The following is a 22882-nucleotide window of genomic DNA, read 5'->3' on the forward strand; positions in this document are numbered from 1 at the left end:
CTGACACATCCGGCGACCCTGGGCTAAACTCAACCCTTAAAAGAACCTTTTCAATCCCGAGGCGCGCGGCGGAGAGTCCAAACTCAGTGACCACCAATAACGAACAGTCGCCCGCAAGGATGAATTCTGCCCAGGCATGGGTGACCTACCTCAGTAAGGTAGAGCTTCCGGTATTGGCCAATACCCTGAAACGCATCAACGAGCTCACCGACAGCACCAACAGCACCGTCAATGAACTGGCCAACGTGATTCTCAATGACGCGCAACTGACGTCCCAGGTGCTGCGACTGTCCAACACCGTGTTCTACAACCAGACCCGCACCCAGGTCAGCACCGTGAGCCGGGCCATTACCCTGATCGGTTTCGATTCGGTGAAATCCATGGCCATTTCCTCGCTGCTGGTGGATTCGCTGCTGCAGCGTAATGACCGCCCGCATTTGCTGAGATGCCTCGCTCGCGCCATACACGCCGCGGTTCAGGCCCGCTGCCTGATGCCCAAACGCACCGAGCATGCCCTGGAAGAGGTGTTCATTGGCGCCCTGTTGATGAATATCGGCGAACTGGCGTTCTGGTCCTGCGAGACCGAGCAGGCCGAGGAACTGGAACAGCGGCTGCGGCTGGAAGAACCCCCGGTGGAGGCTCAGAAAGCGGTACTCCACACCACGTTCACGGAGATCACCCGTGGTCTGGTGGACGCCTGGTCGCTGGGACCGTTTATCCGCGAGGTGGTCGCACCGGGGCAAGCCACTTCCATGGCCGCCAGCCTGGTGCGCCACTCGGTGGAGATGGCTGTGTTGTCCGAGAAGGGCTGGCGCGGCGTCGAGATGGATGCCGTGCTGGAGCAGCTGGGCAAAGACATTGGCGAAACACCGGCGGTCGTGCGCGATCAGCTCAAGGTGAACGCGCAGGAGGCGGCGAAAGTCGCGGTATCCCTTGGCATTCCCCAGGTCACAGCACTGATGCCCGGCAGCCAGGATGGCTCTGGCAGCCAGTCAGCTCGCGCACCGGCGATGGATCCGAACCTGCAACTGCAGATCCTGCGGGACCTGACGGTGAGCCTGACCGAGAAGCCGGATCTCAACGAGGTCTGCCAACTGGTGATCGAAGGCATACACCGGGCCATCGGGATGCAGCGGGTGGCCCTGCTGATGGGGGACAAAAGCGGGCACAATCTGGTGCCCCGCAAAGTCGGCGGCCGCGGCACGGAAACCTGGCGCGAGGACTTCGTTATCGCCAAAGATGGTACCGGCGCACTGGGCCGCCTGTTGCCCCACGCCAGCTGCGGCGTCTATCAGCCCCGTCCGGTCGAGGAGGGCGTCACCTACGATCGCTGGCTCGGCAAGGTGCCGGCCCTGATCGGCCCTCTCACGGCCAAGGGCCGCCTTGTCGGGCTGTTCTACGCTGACAACGCGGCAGGCGATTATGTGCCCTCCGAGGAACAACTGACCGCCTTCGGCCACTTTGTCCAGAACGCCCAGCTGTGCGTCGCGCTGCTGGCGTCAAGTTGAATACCTGCCCCGAGCCCAACCAGAGCTACAGCTCATGCAGCCTGGTGACGTGCAGCACCGGGCCGGTGGGGGCGCCGGTGGGTGACCCTCCCTCGGGCTCCAGACTGATGGCCAGGGTGCGGCTCTCGTTAAGCATGGTGCGGGCCTCGTCCGTCAGTTCCACCTGAAGTACGTCGCCAACCAACACCACCCCCAACGACAGGGGATTGCCCTCCGCCGGCACGACCCAGAGCTCATAGTCCTTTCCAGTCTGTGCCGAGCTGGCCGCCACCGATCGCATGCGCAGGTGACGCTGTCCACCCGATTCACTCACCAGCCACAGCGGATCACTGACATCGGCCTGCACGATGGCTCCGGAGAGCCGTGAACCGGGCTCCGGCAGGGCCTGCGGGTCTGGCTGCTGAACCAGGATGACCGCCAGCACCAGCGCCGCCGCCGTTGCCATAAGACTCCAGGCAGGCCAGAGCCCTCGCCCCCCGGTTGACGATACGGCCGGCTTCTGCGGCCAAAGCTGGTGCTCAATTGCCTGCCAGACCGAGGCGGGCGGCTCCCGGGCCGGCACCTGATCACTCAGCTGACCCAGCTTTTCTTCCCAGTACCAGACTTCCTGACGGACCCGTCCCGACTCCATCATCCAGCGTTCAAAGCGGCTGCGCGCCCGGCCTTTGAGGGAGCCCAACACGTATTCCGCTGCCAGGCTCTCTATGCGTTCCGGCGTTTTTTTCATCGTTCCAGGCACCTCTTCAATGCCATCAGCCCGCGGCGAATCCAGCTTTTCACCGTTCCGATGGGAGAGCTCAACGCCATGGCCAGTTCGTCATGGGTAAGCCCGCGATAATAAGACAACAGGATGCTGTCACGCTGCACATCACTGAGCTCATCGAGACAGCCGGTTAATTGTTTGGCGCCGGCGTTACGCAGAGATTCATCCAGCGGTCCGCTGCGCTGATCTTCCAGATGTTCCAGATGCTCCTCACCACCGGTGCGCCGCACCGCCCGGGAACGCATCAGATCGAGCGTGCGGTAGCGTGCAATGGTCAGCATCCAACTCAGGGGCGAGCCCCGATCGCTGTGGTATTCGCTGGCGTGATGCCAGATCTGCACGAAGGCATCCTGCAATGCCTCCTCGGCGACCTCCCGCTGACCCGCCAGCTTCATACACAGCCCGAACATGCGTGCAGAAATTTTTTGGTAAAGCTGCTGGAACGCACGCCGGTCGCTCCTCGCAATCGCCAATAACAGGCGCATCAGTTCTTCACGGTCCGGGTCACGGGTTGTGATTGTCATTGTCATCTCCGTTCTCAGTTTGAGCCCTTGTACCTTTTTTACGTAGCAACACCCGTCAGGGTTGCATAGGCCAGGCGATTCAGCGCACCAGATTTTTTAGCTGCGCTCTGCAACTTTTTATGGCACCACCACGTTACTTCTAAGGCAATACCCAAATAAAATGAGGAAAGCGGAATGAATACAGTAATAAAGCGCTCCGGCCTCGCCCTTGCGGTTGCCGGGCTCTGCCTGACAGCAGGTACGGCGTCTGCCTCCAGCCATCGAGAGGCACCTTTCATCACCGAAGTGCCCAAGGTTGATGGCACCGATTTCTACATGTTCCGGAGCTACGAGCCGGGGCGGGCGGATTTTGTCACCCTGATCGCCAATTACCTCCCCCTCCAGGACGCCTATGGCGGGCCTAACTATTTCGATCTGGACGAGGACGCGATCTACGAGATTCATATCGATAACTCCGGCAACGCCCAGGAAGACATCACCTTCCAGTTCCAGATGGAAGACATCCTGAACGATATCCAGCTGGACATCGGCGGCGAAATGGTTTCTGTGCCGCTGAAAAACATTGGCGATGCCAGTAACAATGCCAACGTGCAGATGCGCCAGGACTATACCGTGACGGTTATTCGCGGTGACCGTCGCAGCGGTACCCGTCAGGCCGCTACCAACGTCACCACCGGCATGGAAACCTTTGCCAAACCGCTGGATAACATCGGCGAGAAGTCTTTCCCTGGCGGTTACGAAGCTTACGCCAAACAGCACATCTTCGACATCGCCATTCCGGGCTGCACCACCGACGGCCGAGTCTTCGTCGGTCAGCGCAAAGAGGCCTTTGCGGTCAACCTGGGCGAGATCTTCGACCTGGTCAACACCAATCCTCTGGGAGCACGAGACGGTGAAGGTGACGGCGACCTCGCGGACAAGAACATCACTTCGTTCGCCCTGGAAGTGCCCACCGCCTGCTTGACCGGCAGTGCCGAGACCGCGTCCGGCGATCCGGTCATCGGTGGCTGGACCACGGCCAGCGTGCGCCAGGCACGGGTGATCAACCCGGCACCCACCGCCAATGGCAAGGGTGCGACCGTTGAGGGTGGCGCCTTCACTCAGGTGTCACGTCTGGGTATGCCCCTGGTCAACGAAGTGGTTATTGGCCTGAAAGACAAGGATCGCTTCAACGCCAGTGAACCGATGAACGACGGTCAGTTTGCCACCTACGTGACCAACCCGACCTTGCCGGCACTGCTGGAGATTCTGTTTGCCGGTGTCGCGGTAGCGCCAGAAACCCCGAGAAACGATCTGGTCACCGCGTTCCTGACCGGTGTACCGAATCTGAACCAACCGGTAGGCGTCACCGGCTCGGAAATGTTGCGTCTCAATCCGGCAATTGCCGCATTCCCATTAGCTGGACAAGATGATCTGGGTGTTTTGGGAGGCGATAATGCCGGCTTCCCCAACGGTCGTCGTCCGATCGACGATACCGTCGACGTTGCCCTCCGGGTTGTCATGGGTGCACTGACCGACGATGCGCCGAACAAGGACGCACCGCTGACCGACGGCGTCCTGCTGGATCCGGCGGAACTGGATGACGCCTTCCCATACCTCGCGACTCCGCTCGCCGGCTCACCCAACGATAGCGGTATCTAGGGAGAACCACCATGACATTGCGAATCGGCATTACCCTGATCGTGTCGTTGGCGCTGACCGGCTGTTTCAGCGGATCCAGCAAAAATAACGCACCGGATCAAGATCTCAGTATCTCGGTGGATTACACAACCTTTGTGAAAAATGAGATCAAACAAACCAGCGCGACTCGCGCGCCAGTAAATATCAACCGACTGGAGTTCCGCTTCAATGACCAGGACAACGAACGGGCGTTCGACGACCTGTTTTGAATCCTCGGGGCTCTGCCGTCAGCCTGTCTCCGAACCGGGGCTGACGGCCCTCCACCCTGCGCCTCGGCGCAGGGTTTTTTCCATCGCGGTGCTGATGACGGCACTGGCTATGGAAAGCGTGATGGCCGCTCCCGCTGCGATTGAAACAGACTTTGACGATCAGGAAATTCTGATCACCCTGCCAAGCGGTGCCCAGACTCCCGATAATCCACCACAAACCGCCCGCGATGCAGCCGACCGCGTCCAGGCGTATCTGACCGAAGCCCGTTCTCTGGGCGACCCCCGATACCTCGGTTACGCGCAGGCTTTGCTGAACAGCTGGCCGCAAGAGCGGATGACCGACCGTCTACACATTCTGAGTGCGACGCTCGACCAGAGCCTGCACCGCTTTGACGCTGCCCGTCAGCAACTGACACAGGTTATCCAGCAATCGGATGATCGCTCGCAGACGGTGCAAGCCAGCCTGACCCTCGCCAACCTGGAATTGGTGCAAGGCCGCTACACTCCAGCCCTGGACCAGTGCAACCAGCTCGCCACCGTGTTTCCCGGCCTGATTGCCGGCAGCTGCCTGGCACAGGTTGAGGCACGCACCGGCAACCCGCAGACCGCGTACGATACGTTACTGACCCTCACAAACCGCGCGTCCGGTGCTGACACCACCAGCCTGCTCTGGGCCGAGGGTACGCTCGCCGATATCGCAGCGCAGCTGGGTCTTGTGGCCGCCGAGCAACACTGGCGACGCGTTCTGGTGCTGGCGCCGGACGATCTCTACTCGCGTGCACAGCTGGCTGACTGGCTGCTGAACAAGGGCGACCCGGAAGCCGTCATCGCACTGACAGAGCAGTACGAGCAGGTCGACTCACTCGCAGTCATCCGCGCCATCGCCATGAAGCAACTGGATCATGCCGATGCTGACCGCCTGACCGCCATGCTGAACGAACGCTTCGCAGAAGCCCGCTGGCGAGGCAACCTGCTCCATCAGCGCGACCTTGCGCGTTATGCGCTGGATGTCGAGGGCGACAACCAGACCGCCCTCAGCTATGCCCGCGAAAACTGGCAGGATCAGCGTGAGCCGCTGGACACCCGCTTGTTGCTCCGCGCCGCCGAGGCCGCAGGCGATGACGCCGCCATCACGGAAGTCCGGGCCTGGCTGCAGCGTCACAACCAGACCGACGCCCGCTATCCGGAGACACGCTCATGAGGCAACGCTCACTATCCGGGCTGACCTTCAGCCTTGCCCTGCTCCTGTCGTTAGCACTGCCCTCCGCTGGCTGGGCGCACAAGGCCAGCGACAGCTTTATTTACCTGGACCAGACCCAGTCCCAGGTGCGCATCGACCTGGCCCTCAGGGATCTTGCGCTGCTGCTGCCGCTGGACGGGAATGGCGACGGTCAGCTCAACGGTGCCGAAGTCCGCAGCGCCCGCGCCGACATCACGCGCTTGGTGGAACAGGGTCTGACGCTCAGCAACAGCGCCGGCCGCTGTCAGCTGGTGGGGCAACAGTGGGGGCTCTCCCGCCACAGCGATGGCCCCTATGCGGCCGGGCGCTATCAGGTCGCCTGCCTAGACAATCAGCCACCGGCCACATTGGAATACAGCTTGCTGTTTGACCGGGATCCGCTGCATCGCAGCCTGGTCAGCATTACCGACAGTCAGGACGAACGCCTGGGGGTGCTGGGCCCCGATGACCGGACCCTGGCGCTGGAAAACAGCGGCAGTGTCGCAGGGAACGTCCTGCAGCTGTTCGTGACCTTTCTTTACGAGGGGGTTATCCATCTGCTGATCGGATTGGACCACATCCTGTTCCTGCTGGTGTTGATGCTGCCGGCGACCTTGCCGCTGAACCGCCGCCAATCAGCCGGGGGCATGGTCGCGGAGCGCGGGCTCAAAGCCCGGTTGCTTGAGCTGGTGGGCATTGTCACAGCCTTTACGGTGGCCCATTCCATCACACTGGCGCTGGCCGCCCTGAACATCGTGACGTTACCCATCGCCTGGGTGGAAACGGTGATCGCCCTGTCCATCGCGATAGCGGCGCTGAACGTGGTCTGGCCCATCCTGGGTCGCAAAACCTGGAAGCTGGCCTTCGGCTTCGGGCTGATCCACGGCTTCGGCTTTGCCAGCGTGCTGGGGGATCTGACGTCGGGAGTATCACAACTGGCGGTGGCGTTGGCCGGTTTCAATCTGGGCGTGGAACTGGGACAGCTTGGCTTGTTGCTGGTGCTGTTTCCGACGCTGTACCTGTTTAGCCGGTTCAGACTCTACGAACGGGCCGCGGTGCCCGCCATTCTGCTGGCGGTGGGCGGGCTGAGCCTTTACTGGGTCGCCGAACGGGCGGCCAGTATCTGACGTTGGCTCAAAAAAAACATCTGGCGTCGTAGCGACCGCCAGATGTTTTTTTTCGACCGCGGGTCAGCGGGGAATCAATGCAAGGCGCGCATCTGCCGTGGGTAGAGTGCGGCGCTCACTTCCGGCTCCTCCAGCAGATCCGCCAGTTCCCGATCCACATCGGTCTCCTCGCCTTCGTCCGGCAATGGCTCGAACAACGTGCTCAGCCATGCGGCCACCGACGGCGCCTCATCCCGTTTGTAGTCGGTCGACAGCGCCTTGATGCGCCGGAACCCGATAATGCGCTGGTGCTTGGGGTCACGAATCTGCTCGAACCCGCGCCAGTAGACGTGATCGCGGGTGTGCAACTGCACGAACAGCGTGTCAATGGGGCCAGACGGTTCGGCGTCTTCGCCGCTGTCTTCTGCCGGGTCTTCGGCCGCCTCGACGGTCTCCTTCTCGGGCTTTTTGTGGCGAATGGTGGTCCAGGCGGGGTAGAGCACCGCCACGGCATCCGCTTCCACATGCTCGCGGGCGGCGCGCAGGATTAATCCCCAGCGGGCCTTGTCGGCATCGGTTTCAAGGGAATTGATGGGCAAATCGTAGCTTTGTTCGCTGGACAGGACAATCGCCATCATCGGGGCGTCAAGCTCCCCCATGGCTTCGGCCTGTGCTACTGATACCAGTTCGTCGATTGCCATCGGTTGGTTCATAATGCGCTCGCCTCCTCGATGCCATCAGGGTCTGTCAGGAAGGCTGGCACCCTCCTGACTTACAGCATAGCCTGTTACGCCTACAAAGATAAACGTGGCATTTCCGATGTCGGATCACAACAGCGCGATTCATCTGGCCCGCGGGCACTCGGCCATCACGCGATACCCGCGTCCAGACGCTCGTACCGGGAGAACCAGGGACTGGCCTCTTCCAGTTGTGCCGCCAACTGGAACAGTGTGCCCTCGCTGCCATGGCACCCACCAAACTGAACGCCCACCGGCAGCCCGGCGGAGGTCCAGTGCATCGGCACAGACATGGCCGGTGTCCCGGTGAGGTTGGCCAGCTGGGTAAACGGGGTTCTGGCCAGACTTTCCAGGGCCATCTGATCCACCTGTCCACTCCTGTGCACCAGCCTTCCTGCCTTGAGCGTCAGCATCAGGCGCGCCGCAAACTGCAGGTGCGCGGGGGTGTCCAGCTCTCCGATATGGGCCGGCAACTGCCCGGTGGTGGGGCAGAGATACAGGTCAAAGCGGCTGAAATAGGCACCCAGCGCACGGGCAAACTCGTTCCATTGCTGACGACGGCTGACGTACTCCGCCAGCGGCATGGTCTGCCCCAGCATGCCGATCAGCCGGGTATCCAGTTCAAAGTCCTCATCCTTGGCGCCCAGTTGCGTTTTCGCTTTTTCGATCAGCGCCGACACCTCGCCGAAGTACAGTCCGAGGTAACAGCGAGCCAGCGCCATACCGTCGAATTCCGGGCGGGCATATTCCACGTGATGCCCGAGGTTTTCCAGAATGCGTGCGGTCTCCTCCACCGCGGCTACGCACTCCGGCGCGACCTCGGTATGGTAGGGCGAGGACGTGAACACCCCGATCCGCAGCGGCCCCGGGGTTTTCTGCATCAAGCGGGCAAAGGGTTCCGCCGGTGGCGGAATCACGAACGGATCACCGCTGGCCGGCCCGGCCACCACATCCAGCATGGTGGCGCTGTCGCGTACCGTGCGGCTGACCACGTGATCCGAGGAGGCCCCGGTCCAGGCCTCACCCATGAAAGGGCCGGAAGAAATACGGCCACGGGAGGGCTTGAGCCCGAACAATCCGTTGTAGGCCGCGGGAATGCGGATGGAGCCGCCGCCATCGTTGGCGCCGGCCATGGGCACGATGCCGGCAGCCACTGCCGCGCCGGAACCACCACTGGAACCGCCGGGCGTGAGCCGGGTATCCCAGGGGTTGCGTGACGGGCCCCAGAGCCGCGATTCAGTGACCGCCTTCAGGCCGAACTCCGGGGTTGCTGTGCGCCCCAGGATCACCAGGCCGCCGCCCAGGGCCCTGCGGACAAACTCCGAGTTTTTCGCAGCAATGTTGGCCTTGAAACCGCGGCTACCATACGTGCACGGATGTCCCTCCTGCTCCTGCGCGAGATCCTTGAGCAATAACGGCACGCCGGAAAAAGGCGCATCCTGGGGATGGGGCTGCTCAAGGGCGTCGGAAAACTGGGGGTAACAGATGGCGTTCAGGCTACCATTCACCTGCGCTGCCCGTTCCACGGCGGCTTCACACACCTCGCGGGAAGACACTTCTCCGCGGCGAATCAGATCAGCCAGTGCAACGGCGTCGTATCGAAGGTATTCGGATTGCTTCATCATCGCTTCCATTTGTTATTCTGAGCTCTGGAGACCCATGGGTATAACGTTTATGACCATCAGACTCAAGCGCTGCCGCCAGCTTGTCCTGTTTGTCCCGTTGCTGGTTTTGGCAACGGCGCTACCGACAGCCAGTGCCAACGAACCGGTCGCGGACTGGAAAGACATCGTGCGCAGTTCACCCTACTGGGTCAGTCAGGGTGTCTACGAGAACATTGTCACCATCCGCCGCTGGGTATTGAAAGAGACCGGCTATTGCGCCGAGCGCGAACGCCACATTCTCTACAACATGCGTGGACAGTTTCTCGGGTACATGAACGACGCCGACAGCCGTGAAAAAACCCAGCAGCGGCTGAACAAGACCCGCGCGCGCCTGGCAGACAGCGGGCGAGCCGATGCATGGGCAAAGGGTGCTCCTGACACCACCGGCTATCCCTTCGCGCTGGCCTGCGACCAGCCCCACGTCAACATTGATGAGGCTGTGGCCCGTTATTTCGGTACGCAGCCTGAGGATCGGATGTGGGGCGCCTGGGACGACCTGAGATTCGGCTCCGCCGACCAGCCGGGAACGCTCCACGAGGCGCTGCTCTACGTCTATCAGACGCGGGCAAAACAGCAACGCCTCGACCTGCCACCGGAGCTCCCCCGCTACCTGGGAGGGCAGGTTCTGATCGAAAGCGGCGGCCGGCAACGGGCACACTCCCAGGCCAACGCCCGGGGTATCCTGCAGTTATCGCCTCCGGCCCTTGATGATTGCCGGATCCAGCCCGCCAACTACTGGCACCGCCTGGCGCAGATTGACTGCGCCCTGAAGCTGATGAACCAGAACGCCCGCAACCTGCGCCCGGTGTTCGAGGAACGTTTCGGTCATTTGCCACCGAAAAAGCAGGACCGGTTGTTCACCCTCCTGCTGGTGCAGGCATACCACGGCGGCGCGGCACGGGTGCAGGCCCTGATGGACGACGACACCCTGTCCAGACCGGCCGCCTACTTCGCCGACAACCACGACAGCTACACCGCCGGCGACATCGCCTTTGGCATGATCTTCCACAACCTCGGAAGAGACCGGTTTGGGCTGGCGTCACTGTATTACGTTGCCGATGTGCAACTGGCCACGGAAGCCCTGTGCAAAAACCCGGAGCTCGGCAGTTCGGAGTTCTGCCAACCATGAGCGAGATCACCGCTTGGACCTGACCCTGATTCCTGAAAGCCTGTCGGTGCCGGTGGCGGCATTTCTGTTACTGGCGTCTGCCGTGACGTCCATGATGACCGCCAGCCTGGGCGCCGGCGGTGGAGTATTGCTGCTGGTGCTCATGGCCATGTGGGTGCCACCGGCGGCGATCATTCCGGTTCATGGCATGATCCAGCTGGGCTCCAACAGCGGGCGCGCCGTGCTTACCTGGCGCCACACCGACTGGCGAACCATCGCTGCGTTTGCCCCCGGCGTGCTGGTGGGGGCCGCCCTGGGCGCCTGGCTGCTGGTGGACCTGCCGGCGCACCTGTGGCAGCTGTCCATCGCCCTGTTCGTGCTGTATCTGTGTTGGGGCCCGAGCCTGCCAAAAGGCGCTTTCGGGCCATTCGGGGTGTTCCTGGCCTCCGCCGCAACCAGCTTTGTCAGCCTGTTCGTGGGCGCGACCGGGCCCCTGGTGGCAGCGTTTATCAAGCAGATGCACAGCGACCGGTTCACGACGGTCGCCACCTTCGCCACGGCCATGTGCCTGCAGCATGCCCCGAAGGCGCTGGTGTTCGGCGTGGCGGGATTTGTCTTCCGGGATTGGCTGCCGTTCATCCTCGGCATGATCGCCTTCGGCTTCCTGGGCACCTGGGTCGGTCTTCATGTGCTCAGAACCATGAGTAACCGGCTGTTCAGTCAGGCCTTCAACCTGTTACTCACGGTGCTGGCGCTACGCCTGCTCTGGCAGGCCCTTAGTGCGGCAATGGCCTGACGGTGCCCGGGTCAGGCACCCGCAACGGGCACCACAATGACCTTGTTGCGCCCTTCGGCCTTGGCGATATAGCAGCCCTGATCCGCCCGTGCCATGATTTCCCGCGGGCCGGGGTCATCCGGCGAGAGTGCCGTCAGACCAATGCTGGTGGTCACACCGTAGAACTTGCCATCCTGCTCGATACGCAGATCCTGGGCACCGGCGCGGATGCGCTCGGCCAGGGATTCCGCCCGCTCCAGCCCGCACGCCGGCAGGATAATGCCGAATTCGTCGCCGCCCAGTCGCGCCACGGTGTCGGACTGACGCACGGATTCCCTGAACAGATCCGCCAACCGCTTCAGCAGATCATCCCCCAGCAGATGACCGCCTTCGTCGTTGACCGGCTTGAAATAATCCAGGTCGATCAGCATCAGCACGCTGGCAGATTCCTGTCTTGCCGCGCCAGTGAGACATTTCATCAGCGAAGCATTGAAGGCACGACGGTTCATCAACTGGGTCAGACTGTCGTGGGTGGCCTCCCAGGACAGCCGTTCTTCCTGGCGGCGACGCTCGCTGTCATCCCGTAACACAAACACCAGGCGCTCGTTCTCGTGGCCCTTGCGCAGGTGCAGCATGGTGAGGTCGATATCGAATTCCTGGTCGCGACGGTTGCGCAGGGTCACGTAGAGGTTGGCAAAATTCTCACCGGCCAGGAAATCCGCGGACGTCAGCCGCCGCGACCGGTCCTCGATCACCACCCGCTCGAAGAAATTGTGCTCCTCGCAGTTTTCCCCGTTACCCACGAAGGCGCAGGCCGCACCATTGGCGTAGCGGATCACCCCCCGGGTATCCACCATCAGCACACCCTCCTGAAGCACGGCAAGAATGCTGTCGGCACGCTGCTGTTCTTCCCGCAGGGCGTCTTCAACCGCCAGTTCGCGGGTGATATCCCGCACCACCGTGATGGTACCCAGGGATTTTTCCGGCGTTTCGATGGCCGCCGTCATCACATCCGCCCACACCGGCAGGTCAGAATCACTGCGTTTCAGGCGGAAACGACCGTGAAACACCTCATGATTGCGCAGTGCCGCCGACCACTCCGCCAGCGCCATTTGCCGGTCGTCTTCATACACCCCGGCAATAAGGTACTGATGAAGCAGCGCGTGGCCGTTGTTGGCGGTGATTGTTTCAAACGCAGGATTGACGAATTCGATGCGCCCCAGCACGTCGGTCTGTACGATCCCGATGGGCGCACTCTGGGTCAGCGAGCGGAAAAACGCCTCACGTTCCGCCAGCGAGGACAGCACCTCATCACGCTCTTCCATCACGGTATTGAAGGTTTCCGCCACCTGGCGGATTTCCGGAGCCCCGAACACATCCACCGGGGTGGTGCGCACCCCGAGATGACGCTCGGCGAGCTGATTCCCCAGCACGTTCAGCGGCACCATCAATCCCCGGAACACGATCAGTGCCAGTGGCGCCAGTACCGCAATGACCGCCAGCAGCACCCAAAGCAGGTTATCCACCAGCCGGTTGGCCGGCGCAAACGCGTCTTTCAGCGGCCACACCCCGGCCACATACCAGGGCACCTCAGCCATCTGGCGCACCGCCATGATGACCTGATTGCCGGCGCCATCCTCGGAGCGCAACACCCCCTCAAAGCCGGTCATGGCAAGCGCCACCGACTCGTTGGTGGCATCCACCGGCGCCATCACCCGGCGTATCTTGCCGTCGGCCAGGGTAATGCCGTTGCGGGTGGCCACACTGACATACCCGGACCGGCCGATACGAACCTCACCGACCCGCTCCAGGAAATTGCGGCCACTGAGCATGGTCGAGCCACCAATCATGCCGATAAACCGGCCTTTATGGTCGAAGATGGGCGCGGTAATCATGACCGCAGGCAGATCCTGATAGAACGACCGATAGGGTTGGCTGATCACCGGCGTCAGCGTCTGTGTGGTTTCGCGGAAATAGGCTCGCTGGCTGACGTCCTGCCCCACCTGCTCGAACTCTTCCGGATATTCGGCAATGACACGGCCGTCCGCGTCGATCAGATAGACCCCGTTGAACAAGTGTCGCAACGCCACTTCGCGACGCACCAGCACCCTGGCCCGCGCCGCCAGTACCTCCTCACCCATAGTGAGGTTTTGGGCGATGTTGGCCAGGATCTCGCGCCGGCGCGACAGCTTTTCGTCCAGGTCCTCCGCCAGCAGGCCGACAATGGTGGCCACTTCGGCTTCGGCCTGGGACTCCAGCTCGCCGCGGCTCATGAGTGTACCGGCGATGGTGACCATCACCGCGGACAGCACGATCACCAGAATAACCAATGCAACGGCTCGGTTTACCAGACTGCCAAACCAGCGTTTGATCAGCACAACAGCGTTACTCCGGACAGACAGGGTAGGGCAACCTGCAATCAACCAGGTCTATACACACGTTGGTACAGAGACGTTCAGGCAATGAAAACAGTTTCAGGATTTTAACAGAGACCGCCCTGAGCCCGGATTACGGACTTGAAAATTTAGTGATAATCGTTATTATTTAGATCTACTTCAAGTACCGAGGCGATTTTCATGTCCGACCTACCACTGACCACCGCCCCCGAATCCCTGGCGACGCTTTCAAGCCCGCTGAACCAGCTGATTGGCATGGGTGGTCCGGTCATGGTGGTACTCATTGCTCTGGCGGCGGCCGGTGCAGTGACCTTTGTCTACCTGATGCTGTTTGGCACGTTTTACACGCCCAGACTGAGCTCCAAACTTAAAAAATCGATTACCTTTTGGCAACAAAACCCGTCAGATCGGGCCCCGCGCCAGCTGCGACAGCAGCAGACATTCTGGTCAGGGCTCAACCCACTGCACCACCTGGTGATCAACACCATGGAAAGCCAGCTGGCCCGGCGCAGCCCACAACAGGTACGGGAAACCGCCACGCGAGATGCCCACAGGGCACTGGAGCCCTTTGAGGCGCCCCTGAAGATCATTGAAGTGATCGCCGCCCTCGCGCCACTACTCGGCCTTCTGGGTACCGTGCTGGGCATGATGGAGGCCTTCAGTGCCATGGCTGCCACCGAAGGTCGCGCCAATGCCACCCAACTCAGTGGCGGGATCTATGAGGCCCTGACCACCACCGCCGCCGGACTGGTTGTCGCCATCCCGTTCGCTGCGCTGGCCGCCTGGATCGAGTTCCGCTTGCGCCGTATTCATAAAACCATGAACGGAGCCCTGGTCAGCATTTTCGCCGTTGAACACCGCGCAGAATCCTCTGACTCCGATACTGCCGAGGTGGAACTGTCCTCCCCGGCGACCCGCAAGCCGGCAGAAGTCAGCCGGCCCCACACGGTAACGGAAACCGAAACCGAGAGTCGCGTTGCCCATGCAGCTGGTTGAACCAAGGCCCAGCCGCCCCTTACCGATCCGTATTACCCCGCTGATCGATGTGGTCTTCATACTGCTGGTGTTTTTCATGCTGACCAGCAGGCTGTTACCGGTGGACCATATCGAGCTGGCCAACCAGACGGGCAACACCAGCCCGACCACGGGTGAGCCGATCCCGGAGGTGAGGGTGCTGGCCGATGGCTCGCTGGAGTGGGGAGACACGCGCTATGGGCTCGAAGAGCTGACGGCGACACTGAACGCGCGGAACATCCATGAGATCAACGTCAGCACCGCCACGAATACCTCATTGAGTGACTTCACCCGGACGCTGAGCACACTCAATCAAACCCGCAGCAACACCGCTGACGCCAACCTCACGGCCCACTGGAAGCGCACAACCACGCCGGAGAGCCAGCCATGACCGATCTGGTTCCGCCACCCGCCACCTCAGGCAAATCACTGATGGAGAGGGTGGAAGACGCGCTGTTGCCTCTGATCAACCTGGTGTTCCTGCTGCTGATGTTCTTTATTGTGGCCGGGCAGCTGGCCGACACGCCACTGCCCGACTTACCGGCCGCCGCCCGCGCTGACCAGCGGCAGGCGCCAGAAGCAGACATGGCAGTCACTGCTGATCTGCAGTGGCAGGTGGATGGAGACACCGTAACCCGCGAGGACCTGCCAGCCAGACTGCCAACACCGGACGACAACCGCCCCCTGAGAATCGCCGCCGCCGGAGACGTCGCCATGTCGGATCTGGAAAGCCTGCTGCGCACACTGGAAGACAATGGCTACACCGACGTGATCCTGTTAACGGAGCCCTCCGGATCATGACCGCGGGAAACAGGGTTCGTGCCACTTTCCTGATGCTGTCGGTGTTGATCACGGCCGTGGCTATTGCCCTCGCCGCACCCAAAAGCGTGCCCACGCTCAAACCGCTGGGCGAAGCCGCTGTGACTGCCGCGCCCGCCATGAAGATCTCTCTGGCCGGAGCGCCCCGTAAAAAGCCCGCGCCAACAGAGTCCAAAGAGCCGGAACCGAAACCTGAGCCAGAACCTGAGCCCGAGCCCGAGCCCGAGCCCGAGCCCGAACCGGAACCCGAGCCCGAGCCCGAACCAGAGCCAGAGCCGACTCCGCAAACCCCGGAACAGACGGAGCAGCCGGCCGCAGACCAGGAGGCCGGCGAAACCACCGAGCAGAACCCGGACACCCGGAACCAGAACCAGCAGGTGGAACTCAGCGCTGGAGCCTCCCGCAACGTGGACGAGTATCTGAGCCGGCTGAGCCGACACCTCAGCCGCTTCTACGAATACCCCCGCCGCGCCCGCCGCCTGGGCCAGCAGGGCTCGCCGGTGATTGTGTTCGAATTCAGTCGTGACGGCACGCTGGTCGATCATTCATTAAGGCAGTCTTCCGGGCACAGGTTGCTGGATGACGCTGCCATAGAAATGCTGGAGCAGGCCGCCCCACTACCGGAAGTGCCGGACTCCATGACCGGCGAGCGCTTCCGGTATGCCCTGCCGGTTCGCTTCAGCCTGCGCTGACCGCCCGCATAAGCCGGGCAAACGGTTGCCCGGCCAGCAAACTCTCGCCCGCGCCAAAGCAAAGTCTTGCCTCAGCTGCAGCGGCACGTGTCTCAAAAAACCTTAATTATCTGTTTTTATTATTATTTATTGATCTGGCACAGCTCTTGTAATCCTTTCTTCCGTCCAGGGAAGAGCCCGGGGACATTACTCACTCACACGTCATGGAGCAGACTATGCCAACTCCTTGTTATATCAGCATCGAAGGCCAGACCCAGGGAAACATCACCGCAGGTGCATTCACTTCCGATTCCGTCGGCAACATCTACGTTGAAGGTCACGAAGACGAAGTACTGGTTCAGGAATTCAACCACGTTGTCACCGTTCCCACCGATCCCCAGTCCGGCCAGCCGGCGGGTCAGCGCATTCACAAGCCGTTCAAATTCACCGCGGCCCTGAACAAAGCCACCCCGCTGATGTACAACGCCCTGGCGTCCGGTGAGATGCTGCCGAAAGTAGAGATGAAGTGGTACCGCACGTCTGTTGAAGGCAAGCAGGAGCATTTCTTCTCCACCATCCTGGAAGATGCCACCATCATCAACATCGACTGCAAGATGCCCCACTGCCAGGATCCGACCAAGGCCGAGTTCACCCAACTGGTGGAAGTATCTGTGGCCTACCGCAAGGTCACCTGGGAGCATGCCGTTGCCGGTACTTCCGGCGCCGACGACTGGCGCTCCCCGTTCGAAGCGTAAGCGTTTCCGCACATTGCGAGACCAACGGCCAGCCTTTGCTGGTCGTTGTTGTTTTTACCCCGCCGCGAACTGGCGGTATCATCACCGCTGCACACGTCACTTTCACAACCTTTCAGGTTGCAGCGGATACATCATGGCTGAACAGACCACCGCACGTGCCCTCGGCACCCTGATGTGCGACACCACCCGCACGATTCTCTGGGCACCGGCAGAGCCCTGGCTTCGTCAGCAATCCACCCGCAGCTCCCTGCATTGCCGCGTCGGCTCCGGTCAGGCCACCTATCATCGCTTTGACCCGCAGCGTAAACAGCATCAGATCACCTACGGCATACGCATGATCGTGGCCAAGCATGAGGCTCACTCCGCCGCCGGCTGGCTGTCCGGACGCGAGATTCAGCAGCGGGGATACTTCGGGGGTGAACTGACCACCCTGAACCTGCTGGCGCACACCTGCTGCCACGAGTTTGCCCATCTGCTGCAACACAACGCCGGCAAACGCTTCCGCGGCTCGGTTCACAACCGGCACTTCTACAAGATTCTGGATCAGTTGCACGCCAGTGGTGGCGCGGAGGCGGCGCGGGATTACCTGCAGCGGCAGGCCGAGCAGGCGGGTATCGAATTACCCCATCAGCGCTTTGAGAGCCCTCACCTGCGGCAACTGGCGGCCAACTGGCAGGTGGGGGACAGTGTCCAGTTTGGCAGCGGGCGCCGTCAGCACCGGGGCGACATTATCCGCGTCAACCGCAAGACCTGCACCGTGGAGGGCACCGGTCCGTCCCGGGGCTTGCGCTACCGGGTACCGGTGTCACTGCTCAGCAGGGCAGACCCGGCGCCGGCCTCCTGAGCCAATCCGCCGGCATCCGCTATCAACGCCTTGAGTTCCGGCAGGCAGGAACCGCAACCTGTGCCGCATTGCAGTTTCGCGCCCAGGGTTTCCACACTGCCAGCACCCCCGGCGATGGCCCGTTCAATCTGCTTCTCGCCCACCTGATAGCAGCTGCACACCAGCGCGCCAATATCCTCGGTATCCACTGCGCGGGCCGCCAGCAATTGCCGGCGGGTGGTCGCGCTGATCTCGTCCTCGGCGAACACTCCGGCCAACCAGTCCACCGCCGGTAACAGGGCAGGATCACGCTCCACCAGTAACACCGCCTCCAGCCGCCCGTCCACCAGCCGAGCGGCGCGGAAGCGGCCCTGACGACTGTCCTGCATCACCAGTTGCGGCGGTCCACCGAGCCAGTCGCGACCGTCCACTGGCCAATCCACCGGCGCTTTGCCGGCCAGCCACCAGCTGGTGCAGCCAGCCAATGGCTGTTGTGTCCAGTAATCGGCTTGCCAGCGTTGCGAACGATTTCCCCGCACCAGCAGGCGGGCATGCCAGCGCGCTCGCCATGGCCGCAGCCGGGCGCGGCCATGTTTGGCCTCTGGCTGGCCAGAAACCGGATCCACCACCCTGTCGGTCAGTACCGTTGCCACCGCGTCTCCGGAGAACTGGCGGTTCCAGTGGATGGGCACAAACACCTCGCCGGCACGCTGACCATCGTGAATATTGACCCGCCCCAGAAAGCGCCCGCGCTCGCCCTCCAGTAGCGCCAGTGAGCCACTTACCAACCCCAGCTCACGGGCATTGTCCGGGTGCACGTCAATGAACGGCTCGGCACGGTGCGCCAGTAACCGTGGGGCGCGGGCGGTGCGGGTCATGGTGTGCCACTGGTCGCGGATACGGCCGGTGTTCACAATCATCGGGTAGGCATCACAGGGTTGTTGGGACGGCAGGATCGAGTGCACCGGCACGAATCGGGCACGACCGTCTTCGGTCGCAAACCGGCCATCGCCAAACAGCCGTTGGGGCGAGCGGGCGCCAGCGGCCGGCACCGGCCACTGGGTCGGCAGTAGCGTGTCGTAGGCTTCATTACTCAACTTTGCCAGCCCGGAAATATCGAACACGCGGCTGCCCGGGTTCTCGAACCCCGAGAGCCTGGCGTGTTCACGGAAAATATCCGCCGGGCCCTGATAGTCAAACCGGTCGCCGTACCCCAGCCGCCCCGCCACCGCGGAGACAATCCACCAGTCCGGCCGGGCCTGACCGGCCAATGGCAGGAAACGGCGCTGACGGGAAATACAGCGCTCGGAATTGGTCACGGTGCCGTCCTTTTCGCCCCAGCCGGCAGCCGGCAAGGCAATATCGGCACAGTCCAGGGTATCGGTGTGCGCGGCACAGTCGGACACGATCACCGTCGGGCAGTGCTTGAGTGCCTGGCGAATCCGGTCGGACTCGGGCAGGCTCACCGCCGGGTTGGTGGCCATCACCCACAGCACCTTGATCTCGCCCCGCTCGACGGCATCAAACAGATCCACCGCCTTCAGCCCTGGGCCATCGGCCACCGCCTCACACTGCCAGAAGCGGGCAACCCGGGCTTTCGCGTCGGGGGTGTCGTAATCCATGTGGGCCGCGAGGGTGTTGGCCAGACCACCCACCTCACGGCCTCCCATGGCATTGGGCTGGCCGGTCAGAGAAAACGGGCTGGCGCCGGGTTTGCCCACCCGCCCGGTGGCCAGATGGCAATTGATGATGGCGTTGCATTTGTCGGTGCCCGCAACCGACTGGTTGACACCCTGGGAGAACGCCGTGACCGTGCGCTGCTCCGCCGCAAACCAGTGGTAGAAGGTTTCCACATCCGCCACTGGCAGATCACATGCCTGCGCCACCGCCGCCACACTGGGCGCCGCCACCGTGGCGGCCGCGAGCGCCTCGTCAAAACCGGCACAGTGTTGTGCCACGTAGGCCTGATCCAGTTCACCGGTGGCCGCCAGCCACACCAACAGACCGTTGAACAGGATGGTATCGGTACCCGGTCGCAGGGCTAGGTGCAGGTCCGCCAGCTCGGTGGTGGCGGTCTGGCGGGGATCGATCACCACGACTTTGCGCCCGGGGCGGGCCGACGCTTTCATGCGCTGGTACAGCACCGGGTGAGCCCAGGCCGCGTTGCTACCCGTCAGTACCAGCAGGTCGGCCAGTTCCAGATCCTCATAACAGGCGGGCACCAGGTCGCCGCCGAACGCACGCTTGTGTGCGGCCACCGCCGATGACATACAAAGACGGGAATTGGTGTCCACATGGGGCGTGCCGATAAAGCCTTTGGCCAGCTTGTTGGCCACGTAATAGTCTTCCGTCAGCAACTGGCCGGACAGGTAAAACGCCACGGACGACGGGCCATAGGTGTCCGTAGCCGCCCGGATGGCCGAGGCGACAGCCTGCAGGGCCACCGGCCATGAGACCTCAGCGCCGCCCACTTTGGGGATGAGCAGCCGGCCATGATCGCCCAGGGTCTCGCCAAGACTGGCGCCTTTCACACACAGCCGGCCCTGATTGGCCGGATGCTCGGCGTCGCCGGTGACCGTGGGCGCCGGGTCAGCCGTTGCCAACACGCCACAGCCAACTCCGCAGTAGGGGCAGGTGGTATTGATTGGCGTTGATTGATCATGGATCGGCGTCGGCATGGGCGCTCCGGCTATCAGACGGCAACAAAAAAGCCCGGCATATTCCGGGCGTATTCACGGCCGGGAACATGGCGGGCTTCGTTGCCTGTGTCAGGGATTATTCCGACCCGATGTGGTCGGAAGGTCTCAGATTTTTATCGCAATGGCTTAAATGTAGCAAATCAGGGGCCAAAGCCCGGAAAGCCCTGTAAATCCGTCAAAGCTGCTGGCCCGACCGAGGCAACGTCGCGACATTCTGGTGCACGGCACGCCAACGGCGCACAAGCGCGATGCACGCCCGCAGCATCCGGACCTGCCCGGTACGCGATAAAAGGCATCTAAACCTCTGTTTTAACGCTTTTCGCGGTCTGTGGCAGACATATTGCTGTGCTTCTGTCATACGCAAAGAGAACTTGAGGAAGCATCATGCAGTCATCAGAGTCCCTACGCATACTCCTGATAGACAACAACCCGGAACGCGCCAGCCAGGTGTGCGCGGCGCTGACCCACAGTGGCCACGAAGTCATCCGCCAGCGCCCCAATGCCACCGGCCTGACCGCCGCTGTGGCGCGGGACCAGCCGGACATGGTGATCATTGATATGGAATCACCGGACCGCGACACCCTGGAAAACATGAGCACCCTGAACGACCACGCCCCGCGGCCCATTGTGTTCTTCGCCGACCAACCCGGCGATCGTGCCACCATTCAGGCAGCGGTCCGCGCCGGCGTCAGCGCCTATGTGGTAGATGGCGTCAAGCCGGACAGCGTGCGTTCGATCATTGATTCGGCGATTGCCCAATTCGAGTCGTTTCAGGCCCTGCGCACAGAACTGGTCCAGACCCGCAACGCATTGGAAGACCGCAAGATCATCGAACGGGCGAAAGGACTGATCATGAAGCGGGAAGGCTGTGACGAAGACACCGCCTTCCAGATCCTGCGCTCCACCGCCATGGATCACAGCGAGAGGCTGTCCGATATGGCCAGGCGCATCATCGCGCTGATTGGCGAGCCGGCCGACAACGTTGCGATCCGCCAGGCCTCCTGAGGCTGATGAGGTAACCGCTCTTTCATGGTGAATCCCACCCCCATACGCCCGCGCACCAGCTTTAATCTGAGGCTCGGCTTCGTACCCCTGCTGGACAGCGCTCCGCTGATCATGGCGCAGGAACTCGGGCTGTTTGATGCCGAGGGGCTGCGGGTGGAACTGGTGCGGGAAAGCTCCTGGGCCTCACTGCGGGATAAGGTCAGTTTCGGCTTGCTGGAAGGCGGGCAGATGCTCGCCCCCATGCCCCTGAGCATGTCGCTTGCCGCCGATCGGCCGCCGATACCGATCACCACCGGCATGGTGCTAAGCCGTAATGGTAACGGCATTACCCTGGGCAACGGTCTGTTTGACCAGATCCTGGGAACCGGCACCAATCTGTTGAAGCCCATCGAAACCGCCCGCGCCCTGGTTGCCCTGGCGCGGGAGCGCCAGCAGCCGGTGCGGCTGGCCTCGGTGGCACCCTGGTCCAGCCACGACCTGCAGTTGCGGGACTGGCTGGATTCCGGCGGAGCCGTTAACGGACAGGATTTTCATATCATCCCGGTGTCACCAGTCCAGATGATGGACGCGCTGCAAAGCGGCGCCATTGAGGGCTGTTGTGTCGGCGAACCCTGGAACAGCGTGCTCGAGCGCCGCCGGCTCGGGCACATCCTGCACTCGGGTCACCAGATCTGGCAGAACGCCCCGGAAAAGGTGATCGGGGTTCGTAGCGACTGGGCCGAACAGCACCAGGAAATGCACCACCACCTGATCCGTGCTCTGCTGGCGGCCTGCCGCTGGCTGGACTGCCCCGACAACCACGCCATGCTGGCCCGTGTCCTCTCCCGGCCGGACTACCTGGGCGAGTATTTTGATCGCAACATCGGCGAGCAATTCCCACTGCATTCCGATGGCCGCAGCCCGTTTCATCCCGGGCTGCATCAGCATTTCTTCTGTCATTCCGCGAATTTTCCGTGGCTGTCACAGGCCCACTGGCTGGCTACGCGTCTGATTGCCCACCGGCAGCTGGACACCATTGATAGCCAGGCACTGCGGCGCATTGTCCGGCCCGATATTTTCCGCGACGCGGCTGCTTCCCTGGGTATCGACACGCCGGTGATCGACAGCAAGACCGAGGGCCAGCATCACCACCCGTTCACCCTCAGCGGGCAGTTCGGACCGGTGAACGTTGCCGGCGATTACCTGCTGGGCGACCAGCGTCACGCCTGGCCGTCCGATGGGCCTGCGTCCTCACTGCCCGCAAATGAGGCCTGACGCACCAAAATCGCTCCGAAACCCGGTGCTTCTCATGCTTCTGACTGGCCCTGAAAACAAAATATCCTTTAATTTCATTGTGATAAAAAACTGGCACAAGGCCTGCAACACCTTGGACAGGCAACGACTAAAACTTTGATCACAACTTGAACT

General features: G+C 62.2%; 21 protein-coding genes. 15 read left to right on the forward strand and 6 right to left on the reverse strand.

Annotation, left to right across the window (positions count from 1 at the left end; genetic code table 11):
- Nucleotides 1-86 precede the first annotated feature (86 nt).
- Nucleotides 87-1508, forward strand: a complete 1422-nt coding sequence (locus tag R0125_RS11310; RefSeq protein ID WP_317238242.1) for an HDOD domain-containing protein — start codon at nucleotides 87-89, stop codon at nucleotides 1506-1508.
- A gap of 25 nt (nucleotides 1509-1533) precedes the next feature.
- On the opposite strand, the gene R0125_RS11315 is transcribed toward R0125_RS11310, so the two are convergent.
- Together R0125_RS11315 and R0125_RS11320 are read right to left on the reverse strand one after the other, a co-directional pair.
- Nucleotides 1534-2235 carry an anti-sigma factor domain-containing protein gene (locus tag R0125_RS11315; protein ID WP_317238243.1) on the reverse strand — a complete coding sequence of 234 codons (702 nt, stop codon included), beginning with the start codon at nucleotides 2233-2235 and terminating at the stop codon, nucleotides 1534-1536.
- The gene (locus R0125_RS11320) at nucleotides 2232-2795 is read right to left on the reverse strand and encodes a sigma-70 family RNA polymerase sigma factor (RefSeq protein WP_248184673.1); all 564 of its coding nucleotides are present in this window, start codon (nucleotides 2793-2795) and stop codon (nucleotides 2232-2234) included. Before R0125_RS11320 ends, R0125_RS11315 begins: the two co-directional genes overlap by 4 nt.
- Nucleotides 2796-2969: 174 nt before the next feature.
- Here R0125_RS11320 and R0125_RS11325 point away from each other — a divergent pair, with 174 nt between their 5' ends.
- The 4 genes from R0125_RS11325 (at nucleotide 2970) to R0125_RS11340 (ending at nucleotide 7030) form a co-directional block, all read left to right on the forward strand.
- A complete protein-coding gene (locus R0125_RS11325; RefSeq protein ID WP_317238244.1) occupies nucleotides 2970-4436 on the forward strand; it encodes a DUF4331 domain-containing protein in 1467 nt (488 codons plus the stop codon).
- 11 nt (nucleotides 4437-4447) lie between these two features.
- A complete protein-coding gene (locus tag R0125_RS11330; RefSeq protein WP_248184669.1) occupies nucleotides 4448-4684 on the forward strand; it encodes a hypothetical protein in 237 nt (78 codons plus the stop codon).
- A gap of 94 nt (nucleotides 4685-4778) precedes the next feature.
- On the forward strand, nucleotides 4779-5885 hold the full coding sequence (locus tag R0125_RS11335; protein WP_317238245.1) for a tetratricopeptide repeat protein: 1107 nt from the start codon (nucleotides 4779-4781) through the stop codon (nucleotides 5883-5885).
- On the forward strand, nucleotides 5882-7030 hold the full coding sequence (locus tag R0125_RS11340) for a HupE/UreJ family protein (RefSeq protein WP_317238246.1): 1149 nt from the start codon (nucleotides 5882-5884) through the stop codon (nucleotides 7028-7030). Before R0125_RS11335 ends, R0125_RS11340 begins: the two co-directional genes overlap by 4 nt.
- Before the next feature lie 74 nt (nucleotides 7031-7104).
- Here the strand turns inward: R0125_RS11340 and R0125_RS11345 are convergent, their stop codons facing one another.
- Both R0125_RS11345 and R0125_RS11350 read right to left on the reverse strand, forming a co-directional pair.
- On the reverse strand, nucleotides 7105-7722 hold the full coding sequence (locus R0125_RS11345) for a hypothetical protein (protein WP_248184659.1): 618 nt from the start codon (nucleotides 7720-7722) through the stop codon (nucleotides 7105-7107).
- 155 nt (nucleotides 7723-7877) lie between these two features.
- Nucleotides 7878-9380: an amidase gene (locus R0125_RS11350; RefSeq protein WP_317238247.1), complete on the reverse strand. Its 1503-nt coding sequence runs from the start codon at nucleotides 9378-9380 to the stop codon at nucleotides 7878-7880.
- A 40-nt stretch (nucleotides 9381-9420) separates the two neighbouring features.
- Between R0125_RS11350 and R0125_RS11355 the strand changes: the two genes are divergently transcribed.
- Nucleotides 9421-10539: a hypothetical protein gene (locus R0125_RS11355; RefSeq protein WP_317238248.1), complete on the forward strand. Its 1119-nt coding sequence runs from the start codon at nucleotides 9421-9423 to the stop codon at nucleotides 10537-10539.
- A 13-nt stretch (nucleotides 10540-10552) separates the two neighbouring features.
- Nucleotides 10553-11314 (forward strand): sulfite exporter TauE/SafE family protein, encoded by a 762-nt coding sequence (locus tag R0125_RS11360; protein WP_317238249.1) that lies wholly within the window; start codon nucleotides 10553-10555, stop codon nucleotides 11312-11314.
- Nucleotides 11315-11325: 11 nt separating this feature from the next.
- On the opposite strand, the gene R0125_RS11365 is transcribed toward R0125_RS11360, so the two are convergent.
- Nucleotides 11326-13671, reverse strand: coding sequence for a GGDEF domain-containing protein (locus R0125_RS11365; RefSeq protein WP_317238250.1), 2346 nt, complete (start codon nucleotides 13669-13671; stop codon nucleotides 11326-11328).
- Nucleotides 13672-13869: 198 nt separating this feature from the next.
- On the opposite strand from R0125_RS11365, the gene R0125_RS11370 reads away from it, so the two are divergent.
- The 6 genes from R0125_RS11370 (at nucleotide 13870) to R0125_RS11395 (ending at nucleotide 17792) form a co-directional block, all read left to right on the forward strand.
- Nucleotides 13870-14685, forward strand: a complete 816-nt coding sequence (locus R0125_RS11370) for a MotA/TolQ/ExbB proton channel family protein (protein WP_317238251.1) — start codon at nucleotides 13870-13872, stop codon at nucleotides 14683-14685.
- Nucleotides 14672-15094 (forward strand): ExbD/TolR family protein, encoded by a 423-nt coding sequence (locus R0125_RS11375; protein ID WP_248184647.1) that lies wholly within the window; start codon nucleotides 14672-14674, stop codon nucleotides 15092-15094. Before R0125_RS11370 ends, R0125_RS11375 begins: the two co-directional genes overlap by 14 nt.
- Nucleotides 15091-15504 carry an ExbD/TolR family protein gene (locus tag R0125_RS11380; protein WP_248184645.1) on the forward strand — a complete coding sequence of 138 codons (414 nt, stop codon included), beginning with the start codon at nucleotides 15091-15093 and terminating at the stop codon, nucleotides 15502-15504. The genes R0125_RS11375 and R0125_RS11380 overlap by 4 nt, the downstream gene beginning before the upstream one ends.
- Complete coding sequence (locus R0125_RS11385) at nucleotides 15501-16214, forward strand: energy transducer TonB (protein WP_317238252.1); 714 nt, start codon at nucleotides 15501-15503, stop codon at nucleotides 16212-16214. Before R0125_RS11380 ends, R0125_RS11385 begins: the two co-directional genes overlap by 4 nt.
- A 215-nt stretch (nucleotides 16215-16429) precedes the next feature.
- Complete coding sequence (locus tag R0125_RS11390; protein ID WP_317238253.1) at nucleotides 16430-16948, forward strand: Hcp family type VI secretion system effector; 519 nt, start codon at nucleotides 16430-16432, stop codon at nucleotides 16946-16948.
- Nucleotides 16949-17081: 133 nt separating this feature from the next.
- Nucleotides 17082-17792 carry a hypothetical protein gene (locus R0125_RS11395; protein ID WP_317238254.1) on the forward strand — a complete coding sequence of 237 codons (711 nt, stop codon included), beginning with the start codon at nucleotides 17082-17084 and terminating at the stop codon, nucleotides 17790-17792.
- Here R0125_RS11395 and R0125_RS11400 read toward each other — a convergent pair.
- On the reverse strand, nucleotides 17738-20449 hold the full coding sequence (locus tag R0125_RS11400; protein WP_317238255.1) for a molybdopterin-dependent oxidoreductase: 2712 nt from the start codon (nucleotides 20447-20449) through the stop codon (nucleotides 17738-17740). The genes R0125_RS11395 and R0125_RS11400 overlap by 55 nt on opposite strands.
- Before the next feature lie 405 nt (nucleotides 20450-20854).
- Here R0125_RS11400 and R0125_RS11405 point away from each other — a divergent pair, with 405 nt between their 5' ends.
- Both R0125_RS11405 and R0125_RS11410 read left to right on the forward strand, forming a co-directional pair.
- On the forward strand, nucleotides 20855-21475 hold the full coding sequence (locus tag R0125_RS11405) for an ANTAR domain-containing response regulator (RefSeq protein ID WP_248184633.1): 621 nt from the start codon (nucleotides 20855-20857) through the stop codon (nucleotides 21473-21475).
- A 24-nt stretch (nucleotides 21476-21499) separates the two neighbouring features.
- Nucleotides 21500-22729, forward strand: a complete 1230-nt coding sequence (locus R0125_RS11410; protein WP_248184629.1) for a CmpA/NrtA family ABC transporter substrate-binding protein — start codon at nucleotides 21500-21502, stop codon at nucleotides 22727-22729.
- Nucleotides 22730-22882: the final 153 nt, after the last annotated feature.

The organism is Marinobacter sp. M-5, from assembly GCF_032911545.1.
Lineage (GTDB): Bacteria > Pseudomonadota > Gammaproteobacteria > Pseudomonadales > Oleiphilaceae > Marinobacter > Marinobacter goseongensis.